The sequence below is a fragment of the Agrobacterium vitis genome (assembly GCF_014926405.1).
In the GTDB taxonomy this organism is placed as follows: Bacteria; Pseudomonadota; Alphaproteobacteria; order Rhizobiales; family Rhizobiaceae; genus Allorhizobium; species Allorhizobium vitis_H.
Genome location: NZ_JACXXJ020000005.1, coordinates 1,418,544 through 1,432,392, shown reverse-complemented (window position 1 = coordinate 1,432,392; position 13,849 = coordinate 1,418,544). Strand labels below are relative to the sequence as shown.

Annotated in this window: 7 protein-coding genes and 2 pseudogenes; 6 read left to right on the top strand and 3 right to left on the bottom strand. The window is 59.4% G+C overall.

Annotated elements, in window-relative coordinates; translation table 11 throughout:
* Positions 1-16: 16 nt before the first annotated feature.
* From pyrG to IEI95_RS17785, 3 genes are all read left to right on the top strand, one after another.
* On the top strand, positions 17-1,654 hold the full coding sequence (gene pyrG, locus IEI95_RS17795) for a CTP synthase (protein ID WP_081363374.1): 1,638 nt from the start codon (positions 17-19) through the stop codon (positions 1,652-1,654).
* 130 nt (positions 1,655-1,784) lie between these two features.
* Positions 1,785-2,816 carry a serine hydrolase domain-containing protein gene (locus tag IEI95_RS17790; protein WP_234934230.1) on the top strand — a complete coding sequence of 344 codons (1,032 nt, stop codon included), beginning with the start codon at positions 1,785-1,787 and terminating at the stop codon, positions 2,814-2,816.
* 23 nt (positions 2,817-2,839) lie between these two features.
* Positions 2,840-3,067 carry a hypothetical protein gene (locus IEI95_RS17785; RefSeq protein ID WP_194416841.1) on the top strand — a complete coding sequence of 76 codons (228 nt, stop codon included), beginning with the start codon at positions 2,840-2,842 and terminating at the stop codon, positions 3,065-3,067.
* Here IEI95_RS17785 and istB read toward each other — a convergent pair.
* Complete coding sequence (istB, locus tag IEI95_RS17780; protein ID WP_156543945.1) at positions 3,045-3,779, bottom strand: IS21-like element helper ATPase IstB; 735 nt, start codon at positions 3,777-3,779, stop codon at positions 3,045-3,047. The two genes, IEI95_RS17785 and istB, sit on opposite strands and share 23 nt — an antisense overlap.
* Positions 3,712-5,278 (bottom strand): annotated as a pseudogene (istA, locus tag IEI95_RS17775) (IS21 family transposase). The gene istB and the pseudogene istA overlap by 68 nt, the downstream one beginning before the upstream one ends.
* Positions 5,279-5,389: 111 nt before the next feature.
* Between istA and IEI95_RS17770 the strand changes: the two are divergent.
* Positions 5,390-5,587: pseudogene (locus IEI95_RS17770) on the top strand (arginase family protein); the annotation flags it as partial.
* Positions 5,588-5,682: 95 nt separating this feature from the next.
* Here IEI95_RS17770 and IEI95_RS17765 read toward each other — a convergent pair.
* A complete protein-coding gene (locus tag IEI95_RS17765; RefSeq protein ID WP_156536042.1) occupies positions 5,683-12,447 on the bottom strand; it encodes an apolipoprotein A-IV repeat region-like domain-containing protein in 6,765 nt (2,254 codons plus the stop codon).
* Between the two features lie 494 nt (positions 12,448-12,941).
* On the opposite strand from IEI95_RS17765, the gene IEI95_RS17760 reads away from it, so the two are divergent.
* Both IEI95_RS17760 and IEI95_RS17755 read left to right on the top strand, forming a co-directional pair.
* Positions 12,942-13,310 carry an Hpt domain-containing protein gene (locus tag IEI95_RS17760; protein WP_015916025.1) on the top strand — a complete coding sequence of 123 codons (369 nt, stop codon included), beginning with the start codon at positions 12,942-12,944 and terminating at the stop codon, positions 13,308-13,310.
* 215 nt (positions 13,311-13,525) lie between these two features.
* Positions 13,526-13,846, top strand: coding sequence for a 2Fe-2S iron-sulfur cluster-binding protein (locus IEI95_RS17755; RefSeq protein ID WP_070150787.1), 321 nt, complete (start codon positions 13,526-13,528; stop codon positions 13,844-13,846).
* Positions 13,847-13,849: the final 3 nt, after the last annotated feature.

Genomic DNA, 13,849 nt, shown 5'->3' with positions numbered 1-13,849 from the left:
ATCGAAACGGTATCCGGTGAATCCCATGGCGCGATATGTATTCATCACTGGCGGCGTGGTTTCCTCTCTTGGTAAGGGAATAGCGGCTGCGGCACTCGGGGCTTTGTTGCAGGCACGTGGTTATCGTGTGCGGCTGCGCAAACTGGACCCCTATCTCAACGTTGACCCGGGCACCATGAGCCCGACTCAGCACGGTGAAGTCTTCGTCACCGACGACGGCGCAGAGACCGACCTTGATCTTGGCCATTACGAACGCTTTACGGGGCGCTCGGCGACCAAGACCGATAACATCACCACCGGACGGATCTACAAGAACATTATCGACAAGGAACGTCGCGGCGATTATCTCGGCGCAACGGTTCAGGTCATTCCGCATGTCACCAACGAGATCAAGGACTTCATCGTTGAGGGCAATAGCGATTATGATTTCGTGATCTGCGAAATCGGCGGCACAGTGGGCGACATCGAGGCTATGCCTTTCGTGGAAGCCATTCGTCAGCTGGGCAACGAGCTGCCACGCGGCAATGCGATCTATGTGCATTTGACGCTGATGCCTTACATTCCAGCGGCTGGCGAGTTGAAGACCAAGCCGACCCAGCATTCCGTCAAGGAATTGCAGGCCCTTGGCATTCATCCTGATATTCTGCTGGTGCGTGCGGATCGCGAGATTCCTGAGCCGGAACGTCGCAAGCTGTCGCTGTTTTGCAATGTCCGCCCGTCGGCGGTTATTCAGGCGCTGGATGTTGCCAATATCTATGACGTACCCATGGCCTACCACAAGGAAGGTCTGGACAATGAAGTCCTGGCCGCCTTTGGCATCGAACCGGCTCCCAAGCCACGCCTCGATGCCTGGGAAGAGGTTTCCAACCGCATCCGCACCCCGGAAGGCGAGGTTACCATTGCCATCGTCGGCAAATATACCGGCCTGAAGGATGCTTATAAGTCGCTGATCGAAGCGCTTCACCATGGCGGTATTGCCAACCGCGTGAAGGTCAAGCTTGAGTGGATCGAATCCGAGGTATTCGAGAAGGAAGACCCGGCTCCTTACCTCGAAAAAGTTCACGGTATTCTGGTACCCGGTGGCTTTGGTGAGCGCGGTTCGGAAGGCAAGATTCTGGCCGCGCAGTTTGCGCGTGAGCGTAAGGTTCCTTACTTCGGCATCTGCTTTGGTATGCAGATGGCCGTGGTGGAAGCAGCCCGTCACCTGGCAGGCATCGAACAGGCCTCCTCGACTGAATTTGGTCAGACATCAGAGCCGGTCGTCGGCCTGATGACCGAATGGATGAAGGGCAATGAGCTTGAGAAGCGTTCTGCTGCGGGTAATCTTGGCGGTACCATGCGTCTCGGAGCCTATAAGGCTGCGCTGAAGAAAGATTCGCGGATTGCCGACATTTATGGCTCTACCGAGATTTCCGAGCGTCACCGCCATCGCTACGAAGTGAATGTGGATTACAAGCAACGGCTGGAAGACTGCGGTCTGGTCTTTGCAGGCATGTCGCCTGACGGTCTTCTGCCGGAGACGGTGGAATATCCCGATCACCCATGGTTCGTCGGCGTGCAGTATCACCCGGAACTCAAGTCCCGCCCGCTGGACCCGCATCCATTGTTCAAGAGCTTTGTAGAAGCGGCTTTGGAGCAAAGCCGGCTCGTTTGAGGTCGTCAGATCATCAAGACAATGCAGACAAAACCCGCCCGCAAGGCGGGTTTTGCTTTTGGACGGCGGAAAAGATAGAAATCTGCACTCAAGCATTGAAAGCAAAATACGTATAGAATTTCCGCGATGAGTGCGAAAGCTGATCTGGATGCTCAAACGGTTACTTTTCAAAGTCTTCCTGTGTCTGTTAATGGCGCTCTCCCTGGAACGTGCCCATGCGCAGCCTTGGCAGAATATTGATCCGGCGTTAGCTGGATGGAAGGTCGACAGGCTGAAAGCCGCTCAAGATTATTCCACTCGGTTGAAACCGACAGCCGTTATGGTGGTTCAGGATGGAAAGGCTATTGCGCGTTGGGGTGACGTTTCGCGCAAAGTGAACGTGGCGTCGATCCGCAAGAGCTTGTTGAGTGCGCTTTACGGAATTGCGATATCCGAGGGCCGCATAAATCTTGAGAACACGCTTGAAAATCTGAAGATTGATGACAAGCCTCCCGCCCTTACCGCGGCAGAAAAACAAGCAACTATCCGTGACTTGCTGATGGCGAGATCAGGAATTTATCATCCGGCAGCCTCCGAAACCGACGAGATGCGGCGCAAACGGCCAGAGCGTGGAAGCCATGCGCCGGGCTCGTTCTGGTGGTACAACAACTGGGATTTCAATGCCCTCGGCACGATCTATCGCCAGCAGACGGGCGAGGATATTTTCCACAGCTTTGCGCAGCGCATCGCTGCGCCGCTCGGCATGGAGGATTTCTCGACGCGTGACGGCCACTATGTAAAGGTTGCTCAATCGGAGCATCCTGCTTTCCCGATCAGTCTCAGCGCCAGGGATGCCGCTCGTTTTGGTCAGCTTTATCTGGATGGCGGAAGATGGAACGGCAGGCAGGTGATTCCCGGATCATGGGTGAAGGATTCCACAAAGCCTTACTCCCAAACCGACCGGGGAAGCATGGGCTATGGCTATCTCTGGTGGACATTGAACCCTGCCGTATTCGGCGAAGGAGCGGCGCTGGCATCCGGCTATGGCGGTCAGGCTATAGCAATTATCCCTCAAAAACGTTTGGTCGTCGTGCAGATTGTCGACGCTACACAAAATCCCAAAGGCATTCGAACAAGCCATTTCGTGGCAATGCTGCAAATCCTCGCGACGGCTGCTCCTTAGGGCATTGAACCAGGATCTAGTAAATGAGCAATGGACCTTCATTTCTTGGCTTTCCCGAATGGCTTTCCGGCGGGCGTAAACCCGAAATCGTTGTCAATCGGCGCGGAAAGTTGACCCCATATCGGCGTCCAATGTTGACCCCCGTGTTGACGATCAGCACCTGGATCGCCCGGCGCTGGCCGGGGTTGCAGAGGGCGAAACAGGTGCGGGTGATGGGGCTCTTCGGCTTTAGCTTTGAGAGCGGTTTTTGAAGCGCCAGGACTCGTTGCCGGTTTCGACGATCTCGCAGTGATGGGTGAGCCTGTCGAGGAGCGCGGTGGTCATCTTGGCGTCGCCGAAGACGGTTGGCCATTCGCCGAATGCCAGGTTGGTGGTGACTATGATGGATGTGCGCTCGTAGAGCCTGCTGATCAGGTGGAACAGAAGCTGGCCGCCGGCCTGGGCGAATGGCAGGTATCCGAGTTCGTCGAGGATGATGAAGTCGAGGCGGTTGAGATAGTCCGCCGTCCGGCCCTGCTTGCCGCTGCGCGTCTCCGTCTCCAGCCGATTGACCAAGTCGACGACATTGTAGAAGCGCCCGCGTGTGCCGTTGCGGATGAGCGCGCGGGCGATCGCGATGGCCAGGTGGCTCTTGCCGGTGCCCGTGCCTCCGACGAGAACAACATTGCGCTGATCGGCAACAAAGGCTCCGGTGGCCAGGTCGCGGACAAGGCCTTCATTGACGGGCGTGTTGGTGAAGTCGAAGTCGTCGATATCCTTGGCGAGCGGCAGCTTGGCGATGCTGAGCTGGTAGCGGATGGAGCGGGCCTGCTTCTCGGCGATCTCGGACTGCAGAAGATCGCCAACGATACGCGGCGGCTCATGCTGGCGCTTGATGCCGTTGCCCATGACCTCGTCATAGGCGCTGCGCATGCCGTAGAGCTTCAAGGTGCTCATCAATTCCAGAACCTGTGTGCGTTCCATCAGCTTGCCCTCCTGAGGCTGTCATAGCGAGCGCAATCGGCGACCGGCTCATGGGTCAGCCGCAGTGCATCGGGGATTTGCAGGGGCGCAGCCGGAGCAGGATCACGACGCCGCGCCAGTATGTTGAGGATGACGGCAGCCGAGCAGACGCCCTGATCAAGCGCCTCCTGGCAGGCGGCCTCAACGGTCGTGATACCGTCGCCCGGTACGCATCCGAGAATGGTGACCATTTGCCGATCGCCGTCATCGACTGTCTTCAATCGCTTGCGGACCTTCTCCATCGCCGCCGGCATTACCCAGTCGCGGAACGGCGCGCCATTGCGAAGAGCGCCGGGTTTACGGGCCAGGACAGGCACATAATGCCAGGGATCATAGACCGTCTCGCCGCGGCCGAAGCTGCGCCGATGTTCGGCGATGACCGTGCCATCCTGCTTGACCACAATCCGGTCGGCATAGGCGTGGACTTCGACCGGGCGGCCGACAGCCGTTGAGAGGACCGAGTATTTGTTATTGTCGAAACGGACCGTGCAGGTCTTCGAGACCGAGGCCGGAACGCAGTGAAAGCCGTCGAACGGACCGACATAGGGGACGAGGCTGCTGCGTTCGGCTTCGAACATCTGCCAGATCGTCTGGTCGGCCTGTTCCGGATGGTTATGCGCTTTGGCATAGGCGACGCATTTGTCGAGCAGCCAAACGTTCAATTCCTCAAGGCTCTTAACCCTCAGGCGCGGCGTGAAGAAGCGTTCGCGCACCAGGCCAACCTGGTTCTCGACCTGGCCCTTCTCCCAACCAGACGCCGGGGTGCAGGCGACAGGCTGAACAAGGTAGTGGCTGCACATCTGCAGAAAGCGGCGATTGTATAGCCGCTCCTTGCCCACGAACACCGCCTCCACCGCCGTCTTCATGTTATCGTAGATGCCACGCGTGCAGGTACCACGGAAGAAGGCAAACGCCTTGTCGTGGGCGTCAAACACCATCTCCTGGCTCTCGCGCATATAGGCACGTGCAAACATCATGCGGCTGTGGCAGAGCCGGACATGAGCAACCTTCACGGTCGTCGTCGTGCCGTTGATCAGCACGATCTCGTGGCTCCAGTCGAACTGGTAGGCTTCGCCGGGTGCATAGTAGAGCGGCACATAGGCCTGCGCCGTCGCTGATCCCCGGTTCTTCGCCCAACCCTTGGCGTAACGGCGGATCGCATCATAGCTGCCGTCATATCCGAGCGCTCGAAGCTCCTCGTAAATCCGGATCAGCGTTAGCCGTTCGCGCGATGGCCTGCCTTCGTTCGTCGCAAGAAACCGCTCGATCTCCGCCTGCCAGGCCCCCGTCTTTGGCAAAGGCTGCCGCTCGCGCTCGTAGGAGAAGTCGGTCTCGTCGCTGCGCAATATCTTGCGGACCGTGTTGCGGGAAACATGCAGTTCACGGGCGATCTTCTTCATCGACCAACCTTGAACATGAAAGGCCCGCCGGACGCGCGCAATCGTATCCACTCGCTTCAACTCCCTCTCCATCCGCCGTCAAAAGACGGATGGTCAGATAAATCCGAAGGGGGTCAAAATTGGACGCCGATTACCCCGCTAATGGGGTCAATTTTGCACGCCGGAACACAGGGTGTGGCGGCTCGAACGCCTGGCGGTCTTACCTATACCCAGGTCATCGACCTGATCGGGGGGATCAGCAAGCGGGGCAGAATTGCCGGGTTCGATCTTGTCGAACTCTATCCTCCCGCTGACATTGATAACCTCTCCGCTTTGACCGCAGCACGTCTTGTCGTCAATGTCATTGGCGCTATCGTTCGGCAGGGATGACATTCGAGCCTGCCGCTAAATTATTTGAGCGTTACAAATACAAAACCCCGGAGTTGCCCCCGGGGTTTTGTTCATATTCAGGCATTCAATCGCTCTCAGCTAAACCGGCCTGCCGCATGCGCGAGCATGGTATAAACCTTGCCGGTGTCGGACGTCAGGTAGGACTGGGTGATCGACTTGTCGCGGTCGGTACGGGCCACGTCGGACAGCAGCTTTTCGAAATCGGCGATATAGCGGTCGACGGCAGTGCGGAATTCCGGTTCGCGGTCGTATTTACGCTTGATTTCATCAAAGGTCTGCTGGCCCTTCAGCGTGTAGAGGCGACGGGTGAAGACGTCGCGCTCGCCGCGCTGGTAGCGGCGCCACAGATCGACCGAGGCATCGTGATCGATGGCCCGGGCAATATCGACCGAAAGTGAATTCAGCGATTCGACCATATGGCGCGGGTTGCGGCTGTCATTGCTGCGCGGAGCTTCCCCAGCTGGGCGAGTGGCGCGGGCAGGCGAGGTGATCGTCTGTTCCTCACGCGAAGCGCCGCGCAATAGGTCGCTGATCCAGCCGCCGGAGCCTTCGCCCGCAGCCGATGCTGGCTGTTCGCTTTGCAGGCTGCCACGCAGGCCAAGAGGGCTGACGGCAGGGCGTGGGGTTTGCTGAGGGGCTGGCGCGGCCGAAATTGCCGGACGGGCAGGGACAGGAGCTGGTGCGGGCTGTGGGGCTGGAGCCTGGGCCTGAACAGTCGGTGCTGGGCGAGCCGGTTGCGGCTGAACAGCAGCAGGGGCAGGCGCGGCAGCGCGAGGCGCTGGCGTGGAAATTTCCAGCTGCTGGGCGCTACGACCCACCAGTTGTGAAATATCCTGCAAGGCCTTGATCTGCTCGGCAACAGCACGACGCATGGCGCCGGCGCTTTCCTTGGCTTCTTCCGGCAGGTCGAAGGCGCCGCGCTTCAGTTCGGTACGGGTCAGGTCAAGTTCCTGGCGGATTTCCTGGGCCGAACGACGGATCTCGTCGGTGGCGCCGGAGAAGCGGCCAAGGGCATCCTCGACAGCCGACCGCACGGCTTCGCGCATCTGGTTGGCGGTGCCATCGGATTTCTGGCCGGCCTCTGCCAGAATACGGTCGACATCGGCGAGCGATGAAGACAGGCCACCGCGCAGGCGGTTTGCCAACTCGCTGGAGCGCTTTTCTGCGTCACCCAAGGTGCGCTCAATGGCGCGGGTGGCATCTTCACCAGCCGAAAGCAGTGAGTCGCGCATGGAGCCCGCGGCGGACTTGGCTTTCTGTTCGGTTTCTCCGAGGATCTGGCCGATATCCGCAAAGGATGTCTCAATCCCCTGACGCAGGTTTCCGGCTACCTGGCTGGAGCGCTGCTCAGCCTGGCTGAAGGCGCCATCGACCATGCCGGCCAGCGACTTCATGGTATTCTCGATCTCTTCCGACCGCTTGACGATGCCGATGGAAAGGTCGCGCAGAGCCTGCTGACGCTCCTCGAGCGTGCCTGCAAGGTTGGACTGCGCCGCGCCGAGCAATTCGGACGCCTGACCAAGCACTTTCGCATGATCGCCGAACCGGCCGACAATGCCCGTCACCTGAGATAGGGCCTGGTTGGAGACATTCGACAGCCGCTCCAGATTGCTTTCCAGCAACCGGCCAGACGTCGCCAAGACATCGGCGGCCTTGTGGGTGGTCGCGGCCAGGCGGTCAGTCGTTGCGCCAAACTGGCGGTCGGCATTGGCCATGGACTGGGCGGCCTGTTCGACGACGGCGTGCAGCGTCTGGTTGGTTTCGCTGATGCGGTCGATCATCTCGCCAGCGCTGGATGTCAGGCTGTTTTCCGCAGCATTCATCTGGCGAGCGGCTTCGGCGGCACGGGCTGCCAGAGCATCGGCCAGCTTGGCATTTTCCTGGCGCAAGCTGTGCGCACTCTGGTCGGCAGCCTGGGCGATCCGTTCGACGGCATCGCGGCCAACCTGGGCGTATTGCTCGACGGTCGGCTTGGCTTTTTCCTCGATCAGGCGCGCCAATTCCGATGTGCGGCCGGACAGCATCGAATTCAGCTCGCGGGTGCGCTCGTCCAACGTGGTGCGAATGGCATTGCCACGAGCGTCCAGCGCCTTATCAACACTGTCGAGAGCGTCGGTCATATCGCCGGTTGTTGCCGACAGCGCCGCGCGGATTGCCGTGGCGCGCTCTTCCAAGGCCTTTTCGGCATCGGTCAACGTCCCGGCGATAGCGCCTGCCTTGGCAGTGATGGTGGCTTCGGCTGCCGAAACCTTGCTGACGATGGCATCGCCAGCATCCGAGAAGCTTTGGGCAATCTGTGCGCCCTGACCGGCAAGCCGGTTCTGGGTGTCGGAGATCCGGCGTGTCAGGTCTTCCGCCTGTTCGCGAACCGAACGGGTGAATTCCTCATTGCGGGCATTCATGGTCTCGGAGAATTCCTGGCCTGTCCGGCCCAGCAATTCGGCGGATTTCTGCGCCTCGCTGTCAATCTCACGGGTGGCACCGATAACGGCTTCGCGCAATGATGAGGCGAGACCCGCAGCCTTGCCCTCGATGGTGTTGTTCACATTCTGCAAGCCGATATTCAGCGCGCGGTCCATGGTCGACAGGCGCTCATCGATAACAGACGTGCGGCTGTCAAATGTGTCGGCAACACGCTGCGTGGCATCGCCGAGTGTCTGCTCGATACGCTGGGTTGCATCCGTGGTGACGCGCTCCAGATCGGAGACTTTTTCGGAGAGTTTGGCGGCAACATTGTCACCGGCATTGCTGACCTTGAGGTCGACGCCTTCGAGGCTGCCCTGAATACGCTGTTCGAGACTGCCGAGGCTGGTCTCGATCCGGGTGCCGGTTTCGGACAACCGGTTGGCGACGCCGTCCAGCGAGCCTTCGACCCGTGTGGAGAACTCTTCTGCCGTGCGGCTGATTTCGCGGGCAGCCTGACCGAATTCTCCGGCGATGGCACCAGCCGAACCGCGCAGCCTGTCCTGAAGATCACGGCTTGAAGCGTCGATGGTGGAGCGCAGATTGTCCTGCTGCTCTTCCAGCGACATTTCCAGCATGCCGGCGCTGGCGGCGATCGAGGCGCCGATGGCCATGCCCTGTTCGTTGAGGGTTTCTTCCAATCCGCTCCGGGCATTCTGCAAGGCATTGGTGATAGCATTGCCACGCTCGTCCAGCGTCTGGCGCAGGCGATTGTGATTGTCTTCGAAGGTGGTTTCCAGCCGCGAAACACTGCCGGTAATGTCACTCTCGATCCGCGAGACGCCAGACCCCAAGACTTGCTCAACCCGGTCGGTCGAGCGGCCAAAGACCTGCTCGACGCGGTCGGTGGATTGCCCAAGGGTTTCCGTCAAACGGCTGGAATGGGCTTCCAGTGACTGTTCAAGACGGCCCTGGTTTTCTTCATAGGCGGCCCTGATATCATCAGCCTTGTTGCCGAAGGCGAGCGCCATGCGCAGATCGGCTTCCGTGGCGGTATCCATGACCTGATTGATACGGCTGTCGAGCATTTCGGCCAGACGACCGTGATTTGCCTCATAGGCTTCACGGATCTGGTCGGCTTTGGATCCAAGTGCTTGCTGCACACGGCTATCGGCAAAACCGACGGTTTCGATCAACTGGCCAAGTTTGGCGTCAATGGTTCCAGCCAGTCTCGCTTCGCTATCTTCATAGACAGAGCGGATCGAATCGACCTTGCTGCCCAGTGCAAACTCGATGCGCATATCGGCTTCTGCCGCCACATCGCTGAGTTGGTCGACTTTGCTGTCAAGAGTCTGTGTCAGGCGGGCCTGACCCTCTTCGTAGACGGCGCGGAGCTGGTCAGCCTTGGAGCCGAAGGCTTGCTCAATACGGCTATCGGCAGTTCCGAGTGTCTCGGTCAGAGCGCCGAGCTTGGCATCGATTGTGCCGGAAAGGCGTGTTTCGCTCTCCTCGTAGACGGCGCGGATCGTGTCCATGCGATTGCCGAGCGCCAGCTCAATGCGCATGTCGGCATCGGAGGCAGCGTCGCTGATTTGCTCGATCTTGCTGTCAAGCGTGCGGGCAAGGCGCGCTTCGCTTTGCTCATAGGCGGAGATAACCTGATCGGCCTTGGTGCCGAACGCCTGTTCGATGCGAACGTCTGCATTGCCAAGCGTCTCGGTCAGGGCACCAAGCTTGGCATCAATGGTGTTCGAAAGGCGGCTTTCACTCTCCTCGTAGACGGCGCGGATCGTGTCCATACGGTTGCCGAGCGCCAGTTCAATGCGCATGTCGGCGTCGGAGGCTGCGTCGCTGATCTGGTCAATCTTGCTGTCGAGTGTGCGGGCAAGGCGCGCTTCGCTTTGCTCATAGGCGGAGAGAACCTGATCGGCCTTGGTGCCAAACGCCTGTTCAATGCGGTTATCGGCATTACCGAGTGTCTCGGTCAGAGCGCCAAGCTTTGCATCGATTGTGCTGGCCAAACGGCTTTCGCTGTCTTCATAGACGGCGCGGATTGTGTCCATGCGGTTGCCGAGCGCAAGTTCGATGCGCATATCGGCCTCGGTCGCTGCATCGGTGATCTGGTCAACCTTGCCGTCGAGCGTACGGGTAAGGCGCGCCTCGCTTTCTTCATAGGCCGCACGGATCGCATCCGCCTTGTTGCCAAAAGCAGCCTCGACACGGCTATCGACGGCAAGGGCCGTCTGTTCGAGTTGCTCGACCTTGGCATCGAGAACTGATGTCAGCCGCTCATGGTTTGTTTCATAGGCGGCACGGATCGCATCGGCCTTGTCGCTGAGAGCGGCCTCGATGCGGGCGTCGGCACCATCGGCGGCCTCTATGATCGTCTGTGCCTTGCGGTCCAGCGTGTTAGCAAGACGGGTTTCGGACGAGGTGACAGCTTCGACAATGCCGGAAGAGGCATTTTGCAGCAGGTCGGAAATGCGATCATGGCTGCCAGTGAGCTGGTTGATCACCGCTTCCGAGCGGCTGCCCAGCGTTTCGTCAAAACGGGTCTGGCTGGTGTTGAGGGCTTCGGTCAAGGCTGTGCCACGTTCGGCCATGATCTGGTCGATGCGGCTCTGGGCGTTGGAAATCGTTTCGTCCAGTTCGCGGCGGCGCCGCTCGAGGGCGTCCGCCAGTTCCCGCGAATGGCTGGAAAGGGCTTCGGTCAACGCTTCCTGGTTGCCGCCAAGGGTTGCGGCCAGCGCGAAAGACTGGTCGGTCATCGTATTGCCGAGGCGGTCGATCGAGGTCGTCAGGATGCCATCAATGGTTTCCGAGCCACCCGCCATGGTCTCGTTGATCCGAAGCAGGCTTTCGCTCAACTTGCTGTCGAGCGTGCCGGCACGCTGATCGAACGCGGTGGCGAATTCAGTCATCCGGTCGTCGAACGTGGCGTTGATCTGGCCAATCGTCGCCTGCATCCGGTCTTCAAACAGGCCGGAGCGGATGTCGATATCAACAAGCGCATCTTCGGCATTGGTTTGCAAGCTCTGGCGGAACGAAACCGATTTTTCCTCAAGAGAGGCGTTGAGGCGAGACAGCGCGCTATCCAGACTGCCGCTGATCGACGCTTCACCCTGGGTGAAGCTCTGGGCAATTTCGCGGGTGCGGGCGACCAGCGTTTCGTTCAACTGACGAGCGCGATCGTTGAGTGCCGCATTGAGCTTTTCGGTATTGGCGTCAAGCGTCGAGGCGCGGGTTTCAAACTGGCGCAGGATTTCTTCGCCGTGAGTAGACATCGAGCCTGTGAGGGCCTGCAAACGGTTGTCGAATTCGCTCGACAGCGAGAAACCGGCGGCACCCAATGTCTGGACCATTTCGTCGGTCTTGGCGGTCAGCAGCGATCCAAGCGTCGTGGCGGCGGTGTTGGATTTCTCCATGATCGTTGCGGCGCGCATATCGATCATCGAGGCAAAAGCCTCGCCTGATGTCGCCAGTCGAATGCCGATTTCTTCTGTCGCCAGCGACAGATCTTCCTTCAACTGGTCATGGGCACCCACGATGGAGGAGCGGATGCGATCGGCATGGTTGACGATGGCGTCACGTTCTGCGGACAATTCCTGAACCAGGCTGCGAACCCGAAGCTCGTTATCGGTATAGCTGCGCTCCAGCGCGGTCACCTCGGAATGAACCAGGGTTTCCAGCTCGGTGGCGCGCGCGATGGTGCGCTCAATGCCCTCGTTCATCGCCGAGACTTCGCGGCGCACGGCCTGACCGACCGACATGATACGCTCGGAGGCGACGGTTTCTGGCTCGGACAGGCGCAAGGCGACTTCTGCCATGGAGCGGGCGGCGTTGCGCATGTCCTGCGCCCGCGACATCATGATGGCAAAGGAAAAGAACACGAAGATCGGCAGGACAGTGCCAACGAGAATGGCGATAATGCCCGGATTGGCGAAAATGGCGGCAGCGCCGCCGCTCCAGATCTGGGAGCCATAGAGCAATTGCGACAGAGCCAGGCCACCGGCGCCCCAGAGAATCGAAACGATGGTGGCATTGCGCAACGCGCCGCCCATCGATCCGGCATCAAGCGATTTCAACACGGCGGATGAGCTGCGGCGGGACGCATCGTTGGCAGGGGCAAGGGAAGGGGACTTAGGCGCAGGATCGGCGGTCGTAGCGGAAGCAGGCTTTGGAGCCTTGGCAGCTTTTGCCTGGGCCGCGGCCCGCAGCCGCTCTTTTTCATTGGCTGTCGTATCCGCTTGCGGCGCGGAGGTCCGTGGTGCAGGCCTGGTCTGTCTCGGTGTGTCGGACACTTTTGCCTCCGCCGCTACAGGCGCGGGGCCACGCACTGGCGTATCGTCTTCTTCCTCGAAGTCGATCCTCAGGGCTGCCTCGAGGGCCTGGAAAGCGCTATCGTCAATCGACTCGCTTGTCTTTTTGGTCGCCATAGGTACGCCTCGCTTACGCCTACTCAGGCCGCATTGCCCGACCGGATTGCTTATAAGGCCCGGCAAACGCGGCTAACACCTTAATCATCCAGTCCCCGCACCCATTTGGCCGGTTTTCCCGGCCATCCGGACTGAATTTCGGCAGATCTCGCCGGATTTGCGCTCAATTCCCTGGCCTGCAATGGTCATCCATAGCACTACAGGGTCTAGCAGCAAAGCCTAAGGCTAAATCTGCCTTTCTACCCGTTCCGTAGTGACACATTCCAGATACTGTTACAATTAACGGCACGGCTTATCCCAAAGAGATATCAAGCTTATTAACACAATTTAAAGGATCTCAGGCCGCGAAAACACATAATCTGACGGCCTTTAACGGAAATTAACCATAAGGATAAATATCCGCGGCCGTCTGGCCCGAATTTAACCCCAATCCCACGATTGACAACCATCCTGAATATGAGAACCGTATCATAACAAAAAGGATCTTAAGGGTCATGGCTGCCGTCAATATCGCTTTCGAAGCTCCAGAAGTACAATCCGGACTGAGCCCGTCCAAGGCACGACCGATCGATCTGGTCCATCTTGCCACGCAGACCATGGGCGATAAGGCCTTGGAAATCGAGGTTTTGCAGATGTTTGCAAAGCAGGCGCGCAGCTGTCTGCAGGGTCTCGCCAACGCGTCCGCTGATCCGGTTGCCATCGCCCATCGCCTGAAGGGTGCGGCCAGTGCCGTCGGTGCCTTCAAGGTGGCAGAAGCTGCTGCCGAAGTCGAAGGCAAAGGCCCCGATGCAGCCCGGATTGCGGCGATTACCGCAACTGTGGTTGAAGCCGAGCATTTCATTCTGAAGCTTTGCCGTATCTGAACCGTCGTGATGTGTCCGCGCCAGTCAAGGCTTACAGGTTGCTATGCACCGGTTGACTGGTCTGCGGATTTGTCAGAAGACTGCGCGCCTGACGGCTGCGCCGGCCGCTGATATCAGCGGCCTTGTTCATCCGGTCAGAGTGTCGTCTTTGTCTTCATCGCCGTGACGTGCTGACTGTTGCGCACGGCGTGCTCTTCAAGCCCCGGATAGATCCCATGACCCAGTTGACCATTGTCGCCTTTGATGGCACCCGCTTTGACCTTGATGCCGCCGATGGCTCGACCGTGATGGAAAATGCCGTGCGCAATTCTGTTCCCGGTATTGATGCCGAATGCGGCGGCGCCTGCGCCTGCGCCACCTGTCATGTCTATGTGGATGAGGCCTGGGTGGAAAAGACCGGCGGTCCGGCGCCGATGGAAGAGGATATGCTGGATTTCGCCACTGATGTGCGGCCCAATTCCAGGCTTTCCTGTCAGATCAAGATCGGCCCGGCGCTGGCCGGTCTTGTGGTGCATGTGCCGGAGCGCCAGGGCTAATCC

Coding starts and splice junctions, on each gene's coding strand:
- IEI95_RS17760 (WP_015916025.1), top strand. CDS start 12,942: ATGGCTGCCGTCAATATCGCTTTCGAAGCTCCAGAAGTACAATCCGGA.
- istB (WP_156543945.1), bottom strand. CDS start 3,779: ATGGAACGCACACAGGTTCTGGAATTGATGAGCACCTTGAAGCTCTAC.
- IEI95_RS17755 (WP_070150787.1), top strand. CDS start 13,526: ATGACCCAGTTGACCATTGTCGCCTTTGATGGCACCCGCTTTGACCTT.
- IEI95_RS17785 (WP_194416841.1), top strand. CDS start 2,840: ATGAGCAATGGACCTTCATTTCTTGGCTTTCCCGAATGGCTTTCCGGC.
- IEI95_RS17765 (WP_156536042.1), bottom strand. CDS start 12,447: ATGGCGACCAAAAAGACAAGCGAGTCGATTGACGATAGCGCTTTCCAG.